Source organism: Ideonella sp. FW305-24 (assembly GCF_058788035.1).
Map to the genome: position 1 here is coordinate 349,737 of NZ_JBYTAI010000003.1, position 20,067 is coordinate 369,803.

Here is a 20,067-nt window from a genome sequence, read left to right on the forward strand (position 1 = left end):
AGCACCGTCATGCGAACAAGCATCATCCTCACGCCCTTTGTTCCCTGGCTGCTGCTGTTGGCCTCCTGCAGTTCGCCGCCGCAGCCGCCGGCGGTGGACGAATCGCAGAAGCGGCCGGTCAACGCGAAGACGGCCGTCGAGCTGCAGGTCTGCAAGAACGACCTGCAGAACACTCGCCTGATGGCCACCGAGTCCGGACGCTTGGCGGAGACAACTGCCGCCACGCTGGCGAACATGGCGGCGCGCCAACAGATCCTTGCCGCCATGCAGGCGCCGTCGGGTCAGCAGCGCCAAGCAAACACCATCTTCACCGTTCGATTCGAGTTCGGCAGCACCCGCGTTGCCATTCCGGCCGATGTCACGTCAGCCCTGGTCGAGGAGGCCAAGGCATCGCCACTGGTGCTGCTGCGCGGGCGCACCGATGGCACCAGCGACGCGTCGGCCGAGGGCCGCATCGCCAGGGACAGGGCGGCCGCAGTCCGCGACTACCTGGTGGCCGCTGGCGTGGAGCCCGGACGCATCCGCAGCACCTATCAGCCGATTGGCGATCACGTGGCCGACAACGCCAGCGCAGCCGGGCGCGGCTTGAACCGCCGCGTCGAGATCGAGCTGTACCGCGCGTTGCCCGTTGCGCTGAGCGCAGCCGCAGTCGCCCAGCACTGAGCCAGCACTCAATCCACCATTGCGAGGCCGCCATGGATTCAGACAACTCCCCCGTTCGCCAGATCGCGCCGGCCCAGGGTGGCACCGTGGAACCTGCCAGCCGCATCTCAAAGGCCACCTCCCGCACCCAGGCACCGAGTGACAAATCCAGCGAGCACTTCGAATTGCGCGACCCCTTCGCAGAGGTCACCTACCGGGCCAACAGCTTCCCGGAGATGGTGGCCAAGGCCGATCGACTCGGCAGCACGCGATTTGTAGCCGTGGCCGAGAGCGGCGCGCGAACAACGATCCAGAAGGTCAACGGCGAGTGGCAGCGCGGCCTGCCGCACCCGGCGCCGCCCGAGCGTCCTCTGGACCCATTGCCGGCGCGCGACGAGGTGCCCAGAGCTGCAAACGTGGTCACCATGCCCGGAGCCGCCAAGACCCCGGCGAAACCTGAGCAGGACGTCGTCAAGGAGGCCGCAAGAATGGATGGCCAAGCCGAACGCGCCGCGCTCGTCGCCCGCCTCGAAGCCGCGCTGATGGAGCGCTACATCATCAAGCGCGCCCCGGTGACCGTCGGCGAGGTGTCCATCGGCCGCACCGAGTACCGCTTCCGCGGTGACAGCTCCCGCGTGGCGTTCACGGAATCACCGTTTCGGCTGGCCACGGACACCAACAGCCCGTCGGTCGCGCGCTCGATGGTCGACGTGGCCGAGGCCCGCAACTGGAAGGCGCTGCGCGTCTCGGGCAACGAAGACTTCAAGCGACTGGTCTGGCTGGAAGCGTCGGTGCGTGGCGTGAAGGCCCTGGGCTACGAGCCGAACCTGGGTGACCTGGAGGTGCTCAAGCGCGAGCGCGAGGCGCGCCTGGTCAATCGCATCGAGCCGACTCGATATGCCAGCAGCCGCCTCGCAGCGCCGCCCACCGAGAAGCCCTCCGCCCGAGGCAGCGGCAGCCGCAAGGCCGTACTGGCTGCCGTCGAAGCGGTGCTGGTTGCCAAGAATGTGCCTGAGAAGCAACGCGCTGCCGTGATGGCGGCGGCGGCCGAGAAGCTGGCCCAACGCATTCGCAACGGGGAGGCGCCCAAGGTCAAGGTCTACGACAAGTCGGCGCCTTCGCAGCGAACCGTTGTCATGCCAACACCCGAGTTGCAGCGTTCGCGCGAGCGCGCTGCGCCGACGCCCGCTCGTTGAGGCAACGCCAGTGGACAGCGAGGCCAACGGCGACGCGGCGCCGACTGCGACCTACGAAATAGGTGGGCAACGGTTCGAAATCGGATCGCGCGGCCTTGCGGAGGCCATCGCCGACGCCCATGCAGCACGCATGCGGCCTCGCTGCATGTGCGTGGCCCAAGGGGTCGAGATGTACGTGGCCCGGCTGGCCGATGGCCACATCGTCAAGCGTCTTCCGGACACCGGCAGCCTTCACGCGCCAACCTGCCCGTCTTACGAGCTTCCGCCAGCGTTCTCGGGACTTGGCCAGAAGATGGGCACCGCCATCACCGAAGACCTGGCCACCGGCAACACCACGCTAAAGCTCGACTTCTCACTGTCGAAGCTGGGCGGCCGTCTGCAGGCCCCGGCCTCTCGCCAAGGCGGCTTGGGTTCGGTGAAAGGTGGCAGCAGGCTGTCCATGAGAGCCTTGCTGCACTACCTGTGGGATCAGGCAGAGCTCACGCACTGGCATCCTGGTTTCGAAGGAAAGCGCTCATGGGCCACGGTCCGGCATCATCTACTGCAGGCGGCGGAAGGCAAACTGGCTCACCAAGCGGAACTGCTAAGTCGGCTCTATGTGCCGGAGGTGTTCCGTGTCGAGCAACGAGAGGCCATCAACGCTCGCCGCGTCGCAAGATGGTCCCACACAGCACCCGACTCGGGTGGGACACAGCGACTGATGCTGCTCATTGCGGAACTCAAGGAACTGGTGCCGGCGCGCTTCGGCGCGAGAGCCTTGATCAAGCATGTGCCGGACCAGGCTTTTGCGTTCGACGACACGCTCTATCGCCGTGTGCGGCGGCGATTCGGCTCGGAGCTCTCAATGTGGGGCGCGGCACCGGAGCTGCACATGGTGATCGTCGCGACGTTCGGCATCAGCGGCCTCGGCATTCCAACCATTGCGGAGCTGTCCCTGATGCCGGTGGACCGTCGATGGCTGCCGGTTCAGGACGTTTCGGAGTGCCAACTCCTCGACGCACTTGCGGGCGAGAACAGGCGCTTTATCAGCTGTCTTCGATTCGACTTGCCTTCAGAAGCAGGACTACCAGTTGTGGTGCTGACAGATGCAGTGCCGAAACCGGCTCCTTTGTTCATACTGCGAGGGTCATTGCGGGAGCCGCGGGCCAGCACCGTCGAGGCCGATGCTGACAGTCTCAGTTGGGCATGGCATGCAGCCGATGTCCAGATGCCTTGTTTTCCGATGCAAACTGCATCGCTCATCCGCCGCAACTGACCGGCTTCGCATAGGTTGTGTGCCCGCCAGCCGAGTTCGAGACCGATTGTCCTCACTGGCCAAGCCATGACCGTCTTGTTGATGGCTACCGGCCCCTGCGAAGCCCAGGGCGGTTCACTCTGCCCGTCCACGCCCCATCCCCAAAGCTGCTGATGTCCAAACGCCCATATACAGCGACAACCTCGTTCCTGTTGCCGGTGTTTGCAGTTCGCATCGAGGGAACATGGAATAACTCGTCCCCGAGGCCGGCTGGAGGAAGGTCTGGAGGGCCCGCTTGGCAGTCCTATGGACATGCGCAAGCCTTTGCCTCGCCTTCGGCCCTTTGCCCCTGACCGTGGCCATGGCCACGGTCGCGCCGCCCCCTACCGCAATCACTACCTTCAAAAAGTGGCTCAGTTTTCGGTCGGCGCCAACATGCCGAGATCAAGGGCACGGGCTATGCCGGCGGCTACAGCCGGGTGACCGACTTCATTCGCGCCTGGCGCGAGCAGGAAGGCCAGGCGGCGGTGGCCAACGCCTTCATCCCGCTGGCGTTCGAACTGCGCGAGGCCTACCAGTTCGACTGGAGCGAGGAAGGGCTGGCGCTGATCAGCCGCCGCTGAGCCAGTCCATGGGCACGAGTTTGATGCCGTTGCGCCACTCGGGAAGGCCGACGACGCCCTCGACATCACCCCAGACGTCCCCTGACGCATGGTCGAGCACGATCAGCTGCAGCTTTCCTTTCGCGCTCAGCACGACCTTCCCCATGACATCGAAGGCCATGTGCACGGCATCCACGTCCTCGTCACGCAGGCGCGGCTCCTCATCGTCCGTCTCCTCGCCTTCAGTGCGGGCCAACACGCGTTTGGGGAAATACACCTGGCTCGGTTGGTCCAGCACAAGGAACGCGGGAACAGGGCTGTTGCGCTGCGCCAAGAAGTACTGGTGGAGTGCAAGGAGTACCGCCAAGTGGTAGGCGAGCCAGTTCGATCCGCTCCCGATTTCCGAGAGGTAGTCGTCCCGGTCCGAACCATGTACCCTTATCGTGAGGTCATTAATTTCCAGGGAAATTGGATCCTGCGGATTCTCGACGTCAAGCGACGGCAGCAGTCTGCCCGCATAACCGTTGATGGCCGCTAACGCTCGACGCTTCCGCGACTCAACGTCCTGTTCACGCAGCTCGCCTTCCAACTGCCGCACCAGATCCCTCAAGCGGGCCACCTCCTCGACCAACTCACTGTCACTGCCCAGCCGCCGATGGAGATCCAAAGCCGACTCCAAGTTACCGACGAACCGCTCGGCGCGTTGAGCCGCAAATTGGCGCTGCCGCGCTTCGTCGGAACGTCCCGACAAGGCACGCTTGCGGATCTGCACCGACCGCAACCTTTCGGTCGTCTGGCCAACCTCTGTGGTCACGCGCTGCAGCTCCCGATCGAACGCTGCCGGCACTTCCTTGTCGACGCCGGCCTCGGCCTCAACTTCGTGCAGTCTCGTGGACAGCGCTTGGAGCTTCTTCTTCGCGGAGTCGGTAAAGCTGCCGCACATGGGGCAGTCGGCATGGTCGTCGGTGTGCTCGACCAACCAGCTCGACAACTGCAGGCGGCCACGTTGGAGCGTGAGCGCGACCTGGTATTGGTCGACGCCGACCCGCATGCGATTCATCTCCTCGAGCCGGTGACGCAAGGTCGTCAGCTCACGGGACACCTCGCGCTCCTCCACGTCGAGCCCGCTGAGCTCGCTCAGCGCGTTGGAGATGGTGGACGTGCTCACCGCAATCGTCAGGTCGGTCCTGGCGACCACTTCCTCGAGCTGCTCGATCATCTGTCCGCGCGACAGCTCTTGTTCTGGTCGCGCCGCGAGTCCCAGTTCCTGTGCTTCACTGAACTTGGCTTTCAGATCCGCGAGCCAGCGAGCCGACACTTCTTGCGCGTCCTTCAGCTCCCGCTCTTTGCGTCGCAGCTCTTGGCGAGCGCGCCCGAGCTCAAACTGCTTCGCCATGAGGGCCGGCGTCACCGCTCCGATGACATAGGGAAAAATCTTACGCAGCTTCTCGCGGTGCTCGTAGGTGTTGGCCTTAAAGAACAGAACGTCCGGGTTGGCGACGACGTTCTGCGGCTGGAAGGTGAACGCCGCCAAATCACGGAAGCTGGGACGTCCATCGAAACCGGTCGAGTCGTCGCCGCCCGAGAAGTCCAGCTTGGAGAGGCCCGCCAATTCATCAAGCAGCCGCTTCACGGCATCGGCGTTAGTGTTCTTGGCGACACGATGAGGAATCTCGGTAATCCGATCTGCCTCCAGCAGGAACATATCGTCGGTGCTGCGTTGGGCGCCGGGCTCTCGGCGCGCCAGCAACTTGTCTCCCTGCGCGGTGGCCACAACGACACCGAACCATTCGCAGTGCTTGCGGATGGTGTTGACCGGGATGGTGCACGTTCCGGCACCCAGGCAGTAGTCGATGATGGGAATGACGGCCGACTTGCCGGTACGCGACGCGCCGCTGATGACGTTGACCTTTCCAAGTTCGAACGGAAGCCGCCGGGGCTTGAAATCAGCGTTGCGCGGCCAAAGCACGATCTCGCGAATCTGCAGGAACATCAGAGCTTCACTTTCAGCGTTGTTGTCACTTCGTGCAGCGTCAATTGCCCGCACCACTTGCCGAGCTTCTCCGCATCGGCCAGAAGTTGCTTCACCTCATCAGGGAGTGCTCGCGCCTTGGTGCGCGACAACGGAACCACTTCTCCCGCCTCGGACAGGTGCACCAGCCGCCCAGCCGATGCCAGCTCGATCGACTGGAGACTGAGGCGGCGCCAGCGGATCGCCCGCTCATGGATCTGCAGTAGGACATCCTGCTTGGAGACGCTCGAATCTCCGAACTTGGCAGCGTAGGCACGAAGCCCGGAACTCGATCGAGTGCGCCGCAAGAGCTCTGCCGTGGCTTGATGCAACACGATCGGCAGCACCAAGAAAAGCAGTGGCAGACGTGGTGCGTCGCTCGCAGGGTGGGACTCGACAAAGCCGCAGCAGAAGCGCCAAAGAACGGCGGCACCCAGGGCGGGGTTCTGAACGTTCTGCGCCTCCCGTGCCAGCATCGTTAAGCCGCCTTCTTGACCTTGAGCTTTTGCTCGAAAGTGGGATGCCAGCCGATCAACATGTCGTCGGCCAATCGATGCAGGCACCCAGGAATGAAGTGGTCCGGCGGCTCCATGGCCTGCACGGGCACGCTGAGCCCCATGCATTCGGAATACAGCGCCTGCCCTTGAAGATCATCCGCTTTGCCGGCATGCTGTATGCCGCCGGCTCGCCGCTTGTTCTTCCAACTGCGTTTCAAGACCGCATCCAGGTCGTCAAACGACGTCTCGTCCACTTCGCCCCTCACCGCCCATTCCGTCCTGTCAGCCGCGGCCATCAGGTAATCGCTCACGGCCTCCAGCTTGTCTTCGAACGACAGCCCGATGATCTCCAACTGCAGCACAAAGACCTTGGGCAGCAGACCGCGAGACTCCTCCTTGCTGGGCATCCGCGCGCGGCTGAGCAGGACCATGTCGCGATCAACCTTGCGAACGTAGGCAGCGTACCAACCAGCGAATTCATCGCGACCGATGACTGCCGGCCGCCCCGCCTCCAGATGCTCATCCACTCGACGCTTCACGACCCCGCACATGTGGTCGGCAATCTCCATGACCTTGGAAGCGGACACGGGATGGCTTCGAATGATGGCCTCGACATCGGCATGCGGGCTGCCGCTCCCGCAGGTGAGCTGGAAGTTGCAGATGATCTGCGCCAGGCGCGCCAAGTCAGCGTTGAACACGCGCTCGACGTAGGGAGCGATGTCTTCGGCCAGTTCACTTTTCAGCAGGAAGCCAGGCGCCTCGCCCCACAGCTCCGCCCGAGCCCGGGCGATGGCCGCACCCGCAGCCTCGAGCGTCTTGGCATCAGCGAAGGACTGGACGATCGCACCTCCCACCGGGCGGGAAACATAGATCTCGAAGATCGTTTTCTCGAGTTCGAAGTCCCAGGTGGCCGACGCCTCGACCCAGTTCGACAAGGTCTTCCAGAGCGATTTTGCGCGGCCCGAGACCGGATTCGCGGTCAGGGCGCTCTTGCTTTGGATCAGGCGAACGCCCTTCTTCGGATGCTCTTGAGCGACGTCGTCGAGAACCTCCATGCTACAGAAGCTGCCCTCCGGCGCCTGCAGCAAGAGTTGCGTGAGGCGCGTGTACTGAAGGCTGTAGCCCAGGGCTTGCCCCGGCACCTCGGTCTTTCGCTTCGCACGGGGCGATCCATCGCCCTTCGACTTCGCCATATCCACCCTCGCCATATTTTCCGATCATCATACAAATTGGGTCAGGTCTCGCATATCTTCGCTAACACCAATTCTGAGGTGAGGCATGTAGCAACGCCCCGGCGCGGCCCACGCCTGAAACGTGGACACTGCCAACGAGACTAGGGCCCGCCGGACTGGCCATGTTCGAACCTGGCGCCCCGCGCAGCCTTCAGCCCGTCGACGATCTGGTAGGCGTAGCTGCCCGACAACGGGTACTTGTGATCACCCTCGTGGGGAATCGGATTGAGCGCGAATGCCCCGAGGTCGTCGGAGACCAGCCAGATCTCGCGCGAGTTGCGGCGTCCTTCTCCGAACTCCCAGCCCTCGCTCATGTGCCGGTGGTCCACGGGCTGCGAGAACAGCATGACGTCATAGAGCTTTCGCTCGCCTTCAATCCATGGATCGCCGGAAATTAGAAGGACAAGCTTTCCCGATGCCTCTGACAACAGCCGGCACTTATCGATTTCCTCTGCCGTGGGTTTCGGGCCTTTGATCTCGATCCACGCATTCCAGTCCGGCACCCAGAAGTCCGGGAGGTAGCGCGTGCCATCAAGATCAAAGCTCTGCTCCTCGTAGCGCCAGCCGATCTGAATCGTTTCGAGGAAGACAGCCCACCTGGCTTCGCTCCTCGATCGGAATCGGAACCCTTTGTAGTTGGTTTCGATGGGTTGCATGCTTTTGATTTTCCCTTCAGCGAGTCAGCCCACAACACGCAAAGATCGATGACAGCTAGATGGCCATCTTGGGCGGCGCGAGCCGCACAACATTGGCCGATGGCTCGGCAGCGGCGTTGTCCAGCAAGGTCTGCAACAGCTGGGGCTGTATCCGCATCTCGCGAGCGACCGCAGCCTCGGGCACGCCGAAATGCTCCCTCATGACCTTCAGGCTCTCCACGACAACCTCTGGCTCCTCATTGGCGATCAGGTGATCTTCCGTCTCGCGCAAGGCTTCGCCGTGCCGGTTCAGTCCGAAGTACCCCGCTCTGGCCTGATCCTCGGTGAACAGTCCAAGCTGGCGCGCCCGGAAGATGATCGCTGCCTTCGAGACGCCCCAGCGAAGCTTCAACTCCGACAGGCCGGCCCAGTTCAGCCGCGAGCCTCGAAGGGCGAGACGGCACTCCGTGGCAAACGTGCTGCGCGGCAGCAGCAGCGCGCTCGCGAAACGGTTGGCCTGCGTCTCGGTGAGCCGATCGCCTGTCAGGACACCGATGTGCAGCGAAAAGTGACCCAGTTCGTGAGCGATGCCAAAGCGCTCGCGGCAGGCCGAGCGGCCGTCACCATTCAAGGCGATCAGAGGGCGCTTGGTGGCAAACGAGATCGCATCGATCTCGGGGGCCAGCCCACGCACGCGCATCACGACGGCGCCCGCGTTCTCCGCGATTCGCGTCACGCTGCTCAGCGGCCCCATACCCAGGCCGAACAGTGACCGGAAGATCTCTGCAGCACGCTCGATGGCCTCGGCCGTCTCCGCGTCCGCCTCCTTCACCTGGTACGACGGTAGCTCGACGTGCTCATCGAGCACGCCGACCAGGCGCTTGAGCATCTCCCCACGAGCACGGGCGACCTGGCGCAACGCGACCTTGGTCGTGAGCTGCCGGCGGAAATGACACTGCTCGTCGGCGATAGGATTGGTATCGATGCAATGGAAGAAGTCGGGCAGCACCTGCAGTTCTTGAGCCAGACTGGCTTGGAGTTGCGCCGAGGCGGCTTCCGCCCCGGTTTCGACGCGGCTCAGAAACTGCTTGGAGACGCCGACCTTGTCGCCCAGGTCCGTGAGCGACAGGTCGTGGAACAAACGGACCAGTCGCAGATTGCTCCCAATGAACCAGGTGCTCATCGAACGGCTTCTGCGGCCGCGTCGCCTTCGTCGCGGCGCTTGGGCGCGATCTGCGGCTTGCCGACGGGCACCGTGGGCGCCAAGGGCTGCTCGCCTTCCACCCGCAGCACACGCACGGCATCGGAAACCCAGCGGCATGCAATCTCGCCGCTGGGCGTGAACCCCAGGAACTCGACGCGCGGTTCAGCAGCCCCGTCATGGCCGCGATCGATGATGAAGCAGAACCGGCCCGGCTCGCCCGGGCTGACGAACTCGAGGAAATCCGCCTGATAGCGATTCGCCGTCAGCACCGCATCCTTGGACGGGTTGGAAGGATCGTCGTTGCTGAACCGGCACGGCACACCGCCGATCGCGAGGACGACGTCGTTGTTGCCGTTGGGCAGGCCAAGCCAGGAATGCTTGCCGGACGCAGCTTCGGCCACGATGCGGCTGCGCTGCCGGCCAAACGTCGTGCATCCCCGCGTGTAGCCGTTGTCGGTCGAGCGCGACAGGTCGTCCTCCGTCGCGTAGAGCTCGTCCAGCAGCCACAACGCTACCTCCTGGAGACGGTCCGAGGAAAGGGCGGGATTGAAGACGGCAGGCAGCGGCAGGGTCATTTGTGCAAATCCGAAGAATCGTCAACTGCAGTTTGGTGCGAATTTTCTCGTTCGTCAACCTCCCTGCCTCAACCGATCTGGAGCCAAAGCAAAATGTCAGAAACGGCGATAAAATTCTGACTCAAGAGGTTCAGCCATGAGCACGCTCCCCCGCTCCATCCTGTCGCATGCCGAGTCCCTGCCCGAGGGCGGGTTGGTGTCGCCCAAGGAGTTTCTGCACCTTGGGAGCCGAGCCGCGGTTGATCAGGCCCTCTCGCGGCTTACTAAGGAAGGCAAGTTGCTTCGGGTGGCGCGAGGCACCTACGTCACACCGGTTTCCAGCCGGTTCGGGACACGCGCACCGGCTCCCGAGAAGGTCGTGCAGTCGCTGGCCGCACAAAGTGGTGAGGTGGTTACGCCGCACGGCGCCAACGCGGCCAACGCGCTGGGCCTGACCCAGCAAGTGCCGATTCGCGAGGTCTATCTGACCTCGGGGCGCAGTCGCAAGCTGAAGCTGGGCCGCTACGAGGTGACGGTCAAGCACGCCCCCCGCTGGATGCTGGCGCTCGGGGCCAGCCAAGCCGGTGCGGCCGTGCGGGCGCTGGCCTGGATGGGCCCGTCGCATGTGCACGAGTCGTTGGCCGCCTTGCGGCGAACGCTTTCGTCCACGGAATGGCAGGCGCTGACGTCAGGGCGTGCCGGCCTGCCCTCATGGATGGCCAGGGCGATCGGCGAAGAGGCGATTCGTGGCTGAGTCCTACCTCTCCCTCAGCGACGCGGACCGGGCCGAAGTCCTCGAAGTGGGCCGGGAGCGGACCGGCCGCCCGGCCCATCTGCTGGAGAAGGACGTCTGGGTCGTCTGGACGCTCGACACGCTGTTCGGATCGCCGGTTGGTGCTGACCTGACGTTCAAGGGCGGCACGTCGCTCTCCAAGGCCTACAAAATCATCGACAGGTTCTCGGAAGACCTCGACCTGACGTACGACATCCGCAAGCTGATCGCCGACCTGACGGGAGGCGAGGAGTTTTTGCCGGCCAGCCGCAGCCAGGCCAGCAAGTGGACGAAAGCCGTGCGCGACCGGCTTCCGGAGTGGATCGCTGGCACAGTGCAGCCCGTGATTCAGAATGCGCTTGACCAGGCGAAGCTAGGTGCGAAGCTGGAAGTTGCAGGTGCAGACAAGGACAAGCTGCTGCTTCACTACCCGGCGATCAAGCAAGGGACCGGGTATGTCGCTCCGGTCGTCACATTGGAGTTTGGAGGCCGAGCGACGGGCGAGCCGCACGCGGCCATGCCGGTCACATGTGACATCGACGGCCACGTCGATCGCGTGGCGTTTCCGACCGCGTCCCCGGTGGTCATGAGCGTCGCCCGGACCTTCTGGGAGAAAGCGACTGCCACGCACGTCTACTGCGCCCAAGGCCGGATCCGCGGCGAGCGCTATGCGCGGCACTGGCACGACCTGGCCGCCATCATGCGGAGCTCGCACTTCGAGGCCGTTGTCAAGGATCGCGAAGTCGCGCGCGCGGTCGCTGAGCACAAGTCGTATTTCTTCCCCGAGAAGGATGCTGCGGGCAATGCGATCGACTACCTCGCCGCCAGCGCAGGCACCCTGCAGGTCGTGCCGGAAGGGGCCGCACGCGAGGCCCTCGCTGCCGACTACGCCAGCATGCTCGAAGATCAAGTCATGGTGGGGGACGCCCTTCCTTTCGAAGACCTCATGAAGGCCTGCGCGGAAGTGGCTGCAAAGGCTAACGAAGCTGCGAAGCTTTGAGCGGCCGGCCATGTGGAATGGCCAGGCTGCCTCGGCGCTTGGTGGGCTGACCTTACACATCGCAGGACCTCTCAAGAATCTGCACGGTTCACGCCGCCGCGGCCAGGAAAGCGAAAGCGTTACCTCTCATGGCCCTGCCCGCCAGCCCTGGTGGGTTCATTCGGCATGAGGCCGGCGCCTCCGCGGTGCGGCCTCGGCTCGCCACTCATCGCTTCCACGTACTCCTCGATCAAAATTGCCAAGCCGCGATCGGATTTTTCAACGGACGACGCCAACGCCCGCGAAATCTCCCCCCACGCTCTGATGGCAGCATCGCGCTGCACCGTCGCCCCGCCACCACGGCTCTCGGCCTGTCGCGTCAGGCGCAACCGCCCTTCTTCCTTCGCCTTGATGCGCCACAGCGGGTCGTAGTTGCGCGCCCGCCCGCGCGTCGCCTGCCTCGTCGCCTCCGCGTCCACGCCATGGCCTCGCAGCTTCTCCGCGAAGGTCTCCCGCCAGCGATGCAGGTCTGCCTTTCGCGGGTTCAGGCGCTTACCCTGCCTGGACTCGGCCCGCACGCTGATGTGAACGTGCGGGTTGGCCTGGTGGTCGTGCAGCACCATCACGTACTTGTGATCCGCCAGCTCGGCTTGCGCGAACTCCCTCGCAGCGCGCTGGACCGTCAGCGGGTCCGTGCCACGTGGCATCGACAACATGATGTTGAATGCCTCGCGCCGATGGCCAGGTTGAGCGTCATCGGGAATCAGGGAGCCACCAAAGCGCCACTCGTCTGCCAGTTCGTGCAAGGTGTCCTTTCCCCGCATCGTCTCGCCGCGTTGGTCCTCGATCTCCAGCCGACCGTTCTTGCTGATGTAGCGAAAGTGGGCCGCGATGGCCCGCATGCCGCGCCCGCCTCCCGTCACCTTAACCATCACCTGCGGCGCTCGCCGAACCACCGTTGCCTCGATGCGTTTGCGGATGGCGGCGGCGCATGAACGTGCCGCGTCACCGCCCAGCCTCGGCTGTGGCTTCACGTTGACCACCCGGTTGCCGGGATAGAACAGGCGGTCGCCCCAGGTGATCAGGACGCCGTCGATGTTGGGCGGTTGAGCCACTGCAATCTCCTTTGGTCAACAAGAATCGCGAGCTGAGGAAGCGGCGCCGCGGCTGCGCGGCTGCAGGTCGGCCAACACGCGAGCGGCCAACTCCAGGTGGCGGCGCACGTCACTGGCCAGCGTGTCCAGCATCTCTCGGTAGGGCCTGGCGGGCTCCACGTTGGCCTGGCGCAGCAGCGCCGTCAGGCGGTGGACGTTCCGGCTGAGGGTCGACAGTTCGGCGCTGGACGTCATGAGGGCGGCAATGTGCTCAGCACGGCCGCCGCCGGCGGACAGCACAGGCACGTTGGCAATGAGACCCGCCAGGTACGCACCGCGCGACAGGCCCGCCGCGCGCGCACCGGCGGCGAGTTGTCGCGCTTCCTCGGCCGTCATGCGAATCGACAGCTTGACGCTGGTAGCGTTTGAAGCGGCCTGGCTGGCCACTTGCATCTGCCGTGCATCGCACTCGACTGGCAGCCCGAGTTCGCGTGCCACCGCGCGGCGCACCAGCACCGACACGTTCACGCGGTCCGCATGTGCGCGTGCCACCAGCGTGGCCTTCAATCCGCGCATGTCGACGGTGACGAAGTCGTGGGCAGTGGTGTTCATGGGGCGACCGATGAGCAACAGCGGGAGGGGCGCGAAGCGCTTGTGAAACTGGCGGCAGGCCGCCTATCTCTGCACTCACCTTGGAACCCAGTATTGGCCTCGAACGAGCCGGCTGAGCAGCGAGATTCGGGCCGAAATGCTGCATCGCAAAGCACGCCAATCCGACAAAAACTACGTCAAACCGAACCTCACCGATGTCCAGTGAAGCTGAACCCCACCATCGCCCCCGGCCGACCGAACCGCAAGGCGCGCGCCTTCGCCGAAGAGATCGCCAGGCTGGTCATGGAAGGCTACAGCAGCAAGGCCATTCACCAAGCGCTGACCGATGTCGGCCTGTCCGTGCACAAGAGCACTGTTCAGCGCGAAGTGGCCCGCCTCACAAAGCCGACTCGGCCGACAGATTCGCGCGCCGCTGTTTCGCGCACCACCCGTCTTGAAGCCGAAGCATCGCCGTCGCCGCCCTCCCCTCGCCTCCCGGCCGCCGGCGGCCAGCAAAGCGGCAAGGAAATGGCCGCCGAGTTCATGAAGAGCCGCATCACCAACCCTCTCTTTCGCAACAGGAGCTGACATGAAGATTGCCGTCATCAATTTTTCCGGCAACGTGGGCAAGTCGACGATCTCGCGGCATCTGCTGCTGCCGCGCATCGCCAGTGCCGAGCTGATCTCCGTCGAGAGCCTGAATGCCGACGAGAACCAGGGCCAAGCCCTGCGCGGGCGGCAGTTCGGCGAACTGCAGGAGTACATGCAGACCGTGGACAACCTTGTCGTGGACATCGGCGCCAGCAACGTCGAAGACCTGATGGCGCTGATGCGCAGGTACCAAGGCAGCCATGAAGATTTCGACTTCTTTGTCGTGCCCACGGTCCCCGAACTCAAGCAGCAGGAAGACACCATGGCCACCTTGGGCGAACTGTCCCGGTCGGGCGTCCCACCGTCGCGGCTGAAGCTGGTCTTCAACAGGGTCGACGAGGGGATCGAAGTAGCCCAGGCCTTCGAGCACCTGCTGGCCTTCCTTGAACGGTGTCCCGTCGCGAACGCCTCGACACACTGCCGCTTGGGCACAAACGAGGTTTACAGCCGGATCAAGGGCAATGGCGTGGACTTGGCCGCGCTGGCCAGCGATGACACCGACTACAAGGCGCTGATCACCCAGGCGAAGACCACCGACGCAAAACTCGCGCTCGCCCAGAAACTCGCGACCCGCCGGCTCGCCCGCGGGGTGGTGCCGGAGCTCGACGCGTGCTTTACGGCGCTCGAGTTGGAACCCGTCTCGACATGAGCGGCCCGAGCACTGCACGCGAAGCGCTCATCGTCGAGACGCTGGGCGAGGTGGCGGCCTTGCTGGACCGGGTGGAAGCCGTGGCCGCCACATTGGACGCCGGCCGACTCGCACTGATCAACGCGAGCACGGAGCTGGCCAGCCAGGTCACCGACTTCGAGAGCCGCATGACGGGCATCACGGAGAATGCGAAGGCTCAGGCCATCAAGCACATCGCCCGTCGCACCGACGAAATGGCAGGTCGCACGCTCAGCGCACACACCCAGGCCATGGAGGCGGCGGCCCGAACCGTCCTCCGCGATGAGCTGGGCCCTGCCCTGCAGCGCCTCGTGGCCCAACAGCTGCCGCCTGCCGAAAAGCGCGCCAGTCCCTTTGAGCTTTGGCTGACGTACGCGGCGACCGCCGCAGCGACCTTCATTTTGACCTGGGCGGCAGCATGGCTGTGGGCACGCCTTTGACAGCCGGATCGGCGGATGCCGGCGTCATGGACACAGCGACGCGGCCGACCTGGTGTAGGATTAAATCCTACGAAAACCGCAAGGATTGCCATGCGCTCGACACAGCAGTTCAGCATCACGCTGCCCAACGAGATGGCCGACGCCGTGCGCGCCAAGGTGGCCTCAGGCGAGTACGCCACCGAGAGCGAAGTGATACGCGACGGCTTGCGCACGCTGCTGGCGCGAGATCGCGCCGTCGAGGACTGGTTGCGCAAGGATGTGGCCACCGCCTACGACGCACTCAAGGCCGCCCCGTCACGTGCGGTCGGGGTCAACGCCGTCAAGGCGCGACTGGCCGCCGCGCACAAGAAGGTATCAGCGAAAACCTGAGGCCACATCTCGTCGTCTTCGCCCCGGAGGCGACTGACCAACTCGAGGCGCTGTTCCTGTACATCGCGGAACACGCCTCGCCGAACACAGCACAGCGCTACACGGACGCGGTCGTCACGACCTGCGAACAGCTCGCACTGTTCCCTCACCGGGGCGTGTCACGGGAGGACATCCGCCCAGGCCTGCGGCTCACGCACCACAGGGGGCGCACCGTGATCGCCTACACCGTCGACGATGAGACCAGGACGGTCGCCATCGTCGGCGTGTTCCATGGCGGACAGGACCACGAAGGCGCTTTGACGGAACGTTGGGAAGACTGAATCGAGCGCAGCGCCCGCGTCGGGCCGAGACGGCGCGGCCGTCAGATGCTGGCCGGCCACTGCAGGCCCCAGCGGTCGATCACGGCGCGCACGCGTGCGTCACCGTCCGTCACCAGCGTGTGCAGATCCGCGCGCGCCCACCGCAGTGCGTCCAGGCAGGTCAGCATGTCGTCGCTGATGGCAATGTCGACGGCGCGCAGTTCGAACAGGTCGAATGAGAAGGCCTGACCGTTGTAGGTGGCCGCAAGGAAGCGCGCGATGCGTGGGATCTGGCCGGAGTCGCGTTCCTCGGCCAACTTGAGCAGCCGCGCGAATGCGGGCGCGGCTGCTTGGGTGGCCAGGTGCGATCGGGACTCGCACAGCGCGATCTCAGCATGGATGGCATCGGGGTTCATGCGTGGCTCCATGGTTTCGGAAACGATGGCCGTCCGACGGTCGGGCCGGCGCGTTGCCAACTGCGCGCCAGATTCGGAGAGAAATCTGGCGCGCGTTGCCGGGTGGTTCAGCTCTTAAGCTTGCGCATCTCCTCGGCCAGCATCCACAGCGCGCGGTTGAGGCTCACGCCGCGGTCGATGCTGCCCACCGGCCGGGTCTGCAGGCGGCGCCCTTGCGCGCTGCGGCCGGGCTGTCCACCACGGATCACGTTCTCCTGGACCCGCTGGAACGTGGTCCACAGGCTGTGGCCGATGTCCTCGGGCCGACGCGCCTCAATCAGCTGCTCGGCCGTAACAGGCGCGGGACGCTGCGCACCGGTCTCGTCCGCGCCACGCTCCCCGAAGCGCAGCGCCAGGGCGGCGTTTGCAAAGGCAATCTCCTCGGGCGGCTGCAACTGCAGCGCCTTCATCGCCTCGGTGTGCTCGGTGACCGCTTCGAACTCGTCGAGCACGCGGAAGGCGCCTTCGATCACTTCGCCCTGGATGTTGCCTTTGTGCGGGATGCGGATGTCGTCCACCACGTCGCCCACGATCAGGCCGTTGCAGCAGACGAACCTGAACAAGCCGGCGAGCATCTGGTACGAGCTGGCGCCGTCGTGGCTGTTGATCAGGATGATCTCGTTGGCCTCGGCGCGCGTGCTCAGCTGACCACTGCCGTCACGAAGGTGGCGCATGCGGATCATGTGCTTGGTGAACGCACTCTTGCCTTCGATGCGGCTTTTGCCCTGCGCCACCATGAAGGGCTCGAAGCCCTCCTTGCGCAGGCCGCGCAGCACGTCGATGGTCGGAATGTAGGTGTAGCGCTCGGAGCGGCTGGCGTGCTTGCCCTCGGCGAAGATGGACGGCGCTGCGGCGCGCATCTGGTCTTCGCTCAGCGCTTGATCGCCACGCATCACGCGGGTGTCGCGGGCAAAGCGGGTGACCAATGCGGGAGTCGTCGGGGTCGAGTACATGATGATTTCCTTCGATCGGCAAATGGGGGACGAAGGGCGGACGCGGTTCGGTGGCCTGACGGGCCTACGTGGCGCCCACCCGGTTTTGGGTCAGGCGCTGGTGTGTGCCGGCTGGCGCGTGCTGCGGGGCTTGCGGCTCGTTGCCGCAGTGCTGGGGCGTTCGGCCCTGCCCTTACCGTCTTCGACTTCGGCGCCACCGTTGCGGCGGGCTTCGCTCTCGGCACGGCTGTCGAGGTAGTCGATGTCCTCGGCCGTGAACGCCATGCCATAGACGGTCTCGCCGTCCTTCTCGAAGTTGTTGTTGCGCAGGCGGCCGACGATGTTGACGTGCGAGCCTTTGCCCAGGTACTGGGCGGCGTTCTCGGCCTGCTTACCCCACAGCGTCCACTGGATCGCGGTGGCTTCTTCTTCGCGGGTGCCGGCGGGATCGCGGTTCGCGCGCCGGGTGTTGCTGATGGCGGTCAGCACCGCCTTGGCAACCTGGCCGTCGCGGCCGTTGACGAATTCGAGCTTGACGGCACCGGCCAGGTGCGCGTGACGCTGGATGACTTGAACGTTGGCCATGAGGGGCTCCTTGCAAGAACGATCAGCCGGACACCGCCCTGGTGTTCCTCAAAACTGATCCTCTCGCTCGGACTTCCTCGCTCCCGCCCACGGGCGGGCGGGGGGTGGGCATGGCCCCTTCCCTCACGGGAAGGGGTGGGGGATGGGTGGTGTAATCCGCAGCCGACGCAGTGCGCCGGTTTCCCGGCCCACCGCTCGAAGATCCCCCCACAAGTCCCCCTCGCAAATCGACGGGGGCGCAGCTGGGGGGAGCGCGGTGGGACGACTGGCGCACGGGCTGCCCTCCCCTGCGTCTCCACGGGCGACGCAGCGTCGCGACCGACGTGACAGCTCGTCTGGCGCGGCGGTTGCAGCGAAGCCGACCGAACATTCACGAGTTGCGGCGCCTCTGCGGCCGACGTGCCACCAAGGGAGCCGCAGGCGAGCGACTGGCGCGGCGGTCGAGCTGCTGCGAGCATCTCTCTGCAATCCGCATTCAGCGGCCCGGCTTCGGGCATGGCGGGTGACCGGGGTGGCGATCTGGCCGGCGCCGCACCGAGTGGAGCGCAGCGCAACGACCTGCAAGCCGGTCAGTTCGCCAAGCGGGCCTCGTTCACGCGCAGCGGGAAGGAATCAGGGCCCGCGCGCCCCGGACACGGGAAGGGCCGCTGTCGCCATCCCCGCCGGCACCGCCGGCCTGACCGTGTTGCGTGAGGGATGGCGGCCCGTCAGGGGCCAGACGCTGGGCCTTTGACAGCGGCTGGCCGCGCAGCGCAACAGCCCGGCCCCGCGCTGCGGGGACACGCCCGAGCCCCCAAGACCAGGCACCAGCACCACAACAACGCTCAAGGCCACATCGTCCGCCACCACACCTCTACAGCCCGGAGTCAACCTTGCTCGCCTTTTCGAGAGATTCGAGTATTTCGTGCACTCGTCGATGCGGGCCGCAAGCCGGATGCCGCGTCGGCACGCCGCCACGAACAACACATGCGAGCAGCATTGCCGAAGGCTAAGGTCCCGACACAGCGAGTCCAGGCTCAATTCGCCAGCGTCGCACCAGCGATGCGTTCCGCCAAGGACACCCATGTCGCCACCTGCGCCAGTGCCAGTGCCAGCGCCAGCGCCAGCGCCATCCTGGCAGGTGACTTCTATGCTGGCACCCAGGTCGTCAGCCTTGTCACAAAGAACATCCGCGACTTTGGCGTGCGCAAATTGGCCACCCTCGGCATCGACGTCCAGCGCCCGGACGCCTTCTTGCTGGATCAGTTCCGACGCGATCCAGAAGCCGTTGCTTCTGCCTTCGCTGCCCTTCGAACCACGCTGCACTCGGCGCCCGAACCCCGACAGTTGCTGGAACGACTCGCCGCCGACGGCCAAGCCCTCATGGCAGCGGCCCTGCACAACGCCTGGCAACAGGGCACGGTGCGCCTGTGACGGCGAGATCGCTTCGATGCATCCCGAGATCGGCCAAACGCGTCGGTGGCGTTGGATGAAGGCTTACTTCACTGCGCTGCCTTCGCGACGTACGACCTCGCATTTCCCAGGATGTCGCACGCCATATTCACGCGCGCCAGCTCAGCTGCCTGCATGCACCGCACAGCAGCGGCTTGGCACGACGGCCGAGCCGCTGTGCGCTGGCCTGCCGAAGTTGAATGCAGCGGCGGACGAGGTCCGCCGCCCTTCGGGCTTACAACAGCCCGCGCTCGGCGAAGCTGACGGACGCTGAGCCAGCGACCACCAGGTGGTCCAGCACCCGCACGTCGACCAGCGCCAGCGCCGCCTTCAACGCGCCGGTCAGCACCTCGTCGGCCCGGCTGGGCTCCGCGACCCCGGACGGATGGTTGTGGGCCAGGATCACCGCCGCGGCATTCAGCGCCAGCGCTTCCTTGACGACTTCTCTCGGATAGACCGAGGTCTGGCTCACCGAGCCACGGAACATTTCCTTGAAAGCCAGCACGCGATGCTGCGTGTCCATGAACACGACGGCGAACACCTCGTGTTCCAGCGTCCCGATCTGCATCGACAGGTACTCACGCACATCCCGAGGCGACGACAGCAGCGGCCCGCCGCGCAACCATTGCGACAGCAACTGCCGCGCTTCCTGCAGCACCTCCTCGGCACGGGCGGCCCGGTACTGGCCATCGGCTTCGCGAACCAGCAGCGATGGGAGCGCGAACTGAGCGGACGATGCAGCGGAAGTCTGAGCGATCAAGGACATGGCGAGCTCCAGTCTGAGTCGGGCGGGATTGCCCGACCCCGGAGCGCCCCGACGCAGCGCAGCTGTCAAGGCTCAGTGACGACCGAAGGGCGCAAGCACTCGCCGTGGCGAGCGCGAAGGCCTTGACTGCGAGAACGTGGGGGCACTATGGGTCGACACAGCAACCCGCACCCTTTGCACACCACCGACCTCCTTGGAGAGAATGACGGCGCAGCCGGCCTGGCAGAGT

At 65.1% G+C, this 20,067-nt stretch carries 23 protein-coding genes and 1 pseudogene; 12 read left to right on the forward strand and 12 right to left on the reverse strand.

Features of this window, described 5'->3' with window-relative positions; all coding sequences use genetic code 11:
• Positions 1-9 precede the first annotated feature (9 nt).
• From AC3WR5_RS10520 to AC3WR5_RS10535, 4 genes and pseudogenes are all read left to right on the forward strand, one after another.
• Positions 10-663, forward strand: coding sequence for an OmpA family protein (locus AC3WR5_RS10520; protein WP_492484157.1), 654 nt, complete (start codon positions 10-12; stop codon positions 661-663).
• 32 nt (positions 664-695) lie between these two features.
• Positions 696-1,838 (forward strand): LPD7 domain-containing protein, encoded by a 1,143-nt coding sequence (locus tag AC3WR5_RS10525; protein ID WP_492484159.1) that lies wholly within the window; start codon positions 696-698, stop codon positions 1,836-1,838.
• 10 nt (positions 1,839-1,848) lie between these two features.
• Positions 1,849-3,093: a DUF1173 domain-containing protein gene (locus tag AC3WR5_RS10530; RefSeq protein WP_492484161.1), complete on the forward strand. Its 1,245-nt coding sequence runs from the start codon at positions 1,849-1,851 to the stop codon at positions 3,091-3,093.
• A gap of 413 nt (positions 3,094-3,506) precedes the next feature.
• A pseudogene (locus AC3WR5_RS10535) lies at positions 3,507-3,680 on the forward strand (IS21 family transposase); the annotation flags it as partial.
• Between the two features lies 1 nt (position 3,681).
• Here AC3WR5_RS10535 and AC3WR5_RS10540 read toward each other — a convergent pair.
• The 6 genes from AC3WR5_RS10540 to AC3WR5_RS10565 all read right to left on the reverse strand — a co-directional run bounded on the left by AC3WR5_RS10540 (position 3,682) and on the right by AC3WR5_RS10565 (position 9,828).
• Positions 3,682-5,667, reverse strand: coding sequence for a DUF3732 domain-containing protein (locus AC3WR5_RS10540; RefSeq protein ID WP_492484163.1), 1,986 nt, complete (start codon positions 5,665-5,667; stop codon positions 3,682-3,684).
• A complete protein-coding gene (locus AC3WR5_RS10545) occupies positions 5,667-6,161 on the reverse strand; it encodes a three component ABC system middle component (protein WP_492484165.1) in 495 nt (164 codons plus the stop codon). The genes AC3WR5_RS10540 and AC3WR5_RS10545 overlap by 1 nt, the downstream gene beginning before the upstream one ends.
• A gap of 2 nt (positions 6,162-6,163) precedes the next feature.
• A complete protein-coding gene (locus tag AC3WR5_RS10550; RefSeq protein ID WP_492484167.1) occupies positions 6,164-7,375 on the reverse strand; it encodes an ABC-three component system protein in 1,212 nt (403 codons plus the stop codon).
• Positions 7,376-7,515: 140 nt separating this feature from the next.
• Positions 7,516-8,070: a PDDEXK family nuclease gene (locus AC3WR5_RS10555; protein ID WP_492484169.1), complete on the reverse strand. Its 555-nt coding sequence runs from the start codon at positions 8,068-8,070 to the stop codon at positions 7,516-7,518.
• 55 nt (positions 8,071-8,125) lie between these two features.
• Positions 8,126-9,232, reverse strand: coding sequence for a helix-turn-helix domain-containing protein (locus AC3WR5_RS10560; RefSeq protein WP_492484171.1), 1,107 nt, complete (start codon positions 9,230-9,232; stop codon positions 8,126-8,128).
• Positions 9,229-9,828, reverse strand: a complete 600-nt coding sequence (locus AC3WR5_RS10565; protein WP_492484173.1) for a hypothetical protein — start codon at positions 9,826-9,828, stop codon at positions 9,229-9,231. The genes AC3WR5_RS10560 and AC3WR5_RS10565 overlap by 4 nt, the downstream gene beginning before the upstream one ends.
• A 136-nt stretch (positions 9,829-9,964) precedes the next feature.
• On the opposite strand from AC3WR5_RS10565, the gene AC3WR5_RS10570 reads away from it, so the two are divergent.
• Together AC3WR5_RS10570 and AC3WR5_RS10575 are read left to right on the forward strand one after the other, a co-directional pair.
• Positions 9,965-10,561, forward strand: coding sequence for a DUF6088 family protein (locus AC3WR5_RS10570; protein ID WP_492484175.1), 597 nt, complete (start codon positions 9,965-9,967; stop codon positions 10,559-10,561).
• A complete protein-coding gene (locus AC3WR5_RS10575; protein WP_492484177.1) occupies positions 10,554-11,579 on the forward strand; it encodes a nucleotidyl transferase AbiEii/AbiGii toxin family protein in 1,026 nt (341 codons plus the stop codon). The genes AC3WR5_RS10570 and AC3WR5_RS10575 overlap by 8 nt, the downstream gene beginning before the upstream one ends.
• A gap of 119 nt (positions 11,580-11,698) precedes the next feature.
• Here AC3WR5_RS10575 and AC3WR5_RS10580 read toward each other — a convergent pair whose 3' ends face one another.
• Positions 11,699-12,673: a relaxase/mobilization nuclease domain-containing protein gene (locus tag AC3WR5_RS10580; RefSeq protein ID WP_492484179.1), complete on the reverse strand. Its 975-nt coding sequence runs from the start codon at positions 12,671-12,673 to the stop codon at positions 11,699-11,701.
• 15 nt (positions 12,674-12,688) lie between these two features.
• Positions 12,689-13,264 carry a hypothetical protein gene (locus AC3WR5_RS10585; protein ID WP_492484181.1) on the reverse strand — a complete coding sequence of 192 codons (576 nt, stop codon included), beginning with the start codon at positions 13,262-13,264 and terminating at the stop codon, positions 12,689-12,691.
• A gap of 201 nt (positions 13,265-13,465) precedes the next feature.
• Between AC3WR5_RS10585 and AC3WR5_RS10590 the strand changes: the two genes are divergently transcribed.
• The 5 genes from AC3WR5_RS10590 (at position 13,466) to AC3WR5_RS10610 (ending at position 15,690) form a co-directional block, all read left to right on the forward strand.
• Complete coding sequence (locus AC3WR5_RS10590) at positions 13,466-13,831, forward strand: hypothetical protein (protein WP_492484183.1); 366 nt, start codon at positions 13,466-13,468, stop codon at positions 13,829-13,831.
• A 1-nt stretch (position 13,832) separates the two neighbouring features.
• Positions 13,833-14,543, forward strand: a complete 711-nt coding sequence (stbB, locus tag AC3WR5_RS10595) for a StbB family protein (protein WP_492484185.1) — start codon at positions 13,833-13,835, stop codon at positions 14,541-14,543.
• Entirely contained in the window at positions 14,540-15,001 is a 462-nt protein-coding gene (locus tag AC3WR5_RS10600) for a hypothetical protein (protein ID WP_492484187.1), read from the forward strand. Before stbB ends, AC3WR5_RS10600 begins: the two co-directional genes overlap by 4 nt.
• Before the next feature lie 90 nt (positions 15,002-15,091).
• A complete protein-coding gene (locus AC3WR5_RS10605) occupies positions 15,092-15,370 on the forward strand; it encodes a ribbon-helix-helix domain-containing protein (protein ID WP_492484189.1) in 279 nt (92 codons plus the stop codon).
• Positions 15,367-15,690 (forward strand): type II toxin-antitoxin system RelE/ParE family toxin, encoded by a 324-nt coding sequence (locus AC3WR5_RS10610; RefSeq protein ID WP_492484587.1) that lies wholly within the window; start codon positions 15,367-15,369, stop codon positions 15,688-15,690. The genes AC3WR5_RS10605 and AC3WR5_RS10610 overlap by 4 nt, the downstream gene beginning before the upstream one ends.
• Before the next feature lie 41 nt (positions 15,691-15,731).
• On the opposite strand, the gene AC3WR5_RS10615 is transcribed toward AC3WR5_RS10610, so the two are convergent.
• The 3 genes from AC3WR5_RS10615 to AC3WR5_RS10625 all read right to left on the reverse strand — a co-directional run bounded on the left by AC3WR5_RS10615 (position 15,732) and on the right by AC3WR5_RS10625 (position 17,641).
• Positions 15,732-16,085 carry a DUF7673 family protein gene (locus AC3WR5_RS10615; RefSeq protein ID WP_492484191.1) on the reverse strand — a complete coding sequence of 118 codons (354 nt, stop codon included), beginning with the start codon at positions 16,083-16,085 and terminating at the stop codon, positions 15,732-15,734.
• A gap of 107 nt (positions 16,086-16,192) precedes the next feature.
• Complete coding sequence (locus tag AC3WR5_RS10620) at positions 16,193-17,077, reverse strand: DUF932 domain-containing protein (RefSeq protein WP_492484193.1); 885 nt, start codon at positions 17,075-17,077, stop codon at positions 16,193-16,195.
• A 90-nt stretch (positions 17,078-17,167) separates the two neighbouring features.
• Entirely contained in the window at positions 17,168-17,641 is a 474-nt protein-coding gene (locus AC3WR5_RS10625) for a single-stranded DNA-binding protein (protein WP_492484195.1), read from the reverse strand.
• A gap of 1,041 nt (positions 17,642-18,682) precedes the next feature.
• Here AC3WR5_RS10625 and AC3WR5_RS10630 point away from each other — a divergent pair.
• Positions 18,683-19,054 (forward strand): VapC50 family PIN domain-containing toxin, encoded by a 372-nt coding sequence (locus AC3WR5_RS10630; protein WP_492484197.1) that lies wholly within the window; start codon positions 18,683-18,685, stop codon positions 19,052-19,054.
• A 253-nt stretch (positions 19,055-19,307) separates the two neighbouring features.
• On the opposite strand, the gene radC is transcribed toward AC3WR5_RS10630, so the two are convergent.
• Positions 19,308-19,838 (reverse strand): RadC family protein, encoded by a 531-nt coding sequence (gene radC, locus AC3WR5_RS10635; protein ID WP_492484199.1) that lies wholly within the window; start codon positions 19,836-19,838, stop codon positions 19,308-19,310.
• Positions 19,839-20,067: the final 229 nt, after the last annotated feature.